This window comes from Neisseria sp. P0021.S007, assembly GCF_051956855.1.
Map to the genome: position 1 here is coordinate 1 of NZ_JBQCXA010001431.1, position 483 is coordinate 483.

Genomic DNA, 483 nt, shown 5'->3' on the forward strand with positions numbered 1-483 from the left:
AGTCCGCGAACAGGAAATCCGCAACTTTTTAGGCGGTTTCAACTTTGTCGGCGATATGGCGGTTCAAAAGACCGAGCCGTTCTCCGGCGGGGAAAAAGCGCGGCTAGCCCTTGCCATGATTATCTGGCAAAAACCTAATCTGCTGCTGCTTGACGAACCGACCAACCACCTAGACTTGGATATGCGCCACGCCCTGACACTTGCCCTGCAAAGTTTCCAAGGTGCATTGATTGTCGTTTCGCACGACCGCAGCCTGCTTGAAGCGACTACCGATAGTTTCCTCCTTGTCGACAAAGGCCGTCTGAACAACTTCGACGGCGATTTGAACGACTACCGTCAATGGCGGTTGGCACAAGAAAACGCCGCAGCAGCCCCCGCCGCATCTGCACAAAGCCAAAGTCGCAAAGACACCAAGCGCATAGAAGCACAAATCCGTCAGGAAAAAGCCAAACGCAGCAAACCGATTCAGCAGAAGATCGACAA

At 53.2% G+C, this 483-nt stretch carries 1 protein-coding gene; it reads left to right on the forward strand.

Annotated features, from left to right (window positions below; translation table 11 throughout):
* The coding region (locus tag ACTHUR_RS19555; RefSeq protein WP_440400451.1) for an ATP-binding cassette domain-containing protein at positions 1-483 on the forward strand (483 nt) is incomplete at both ends.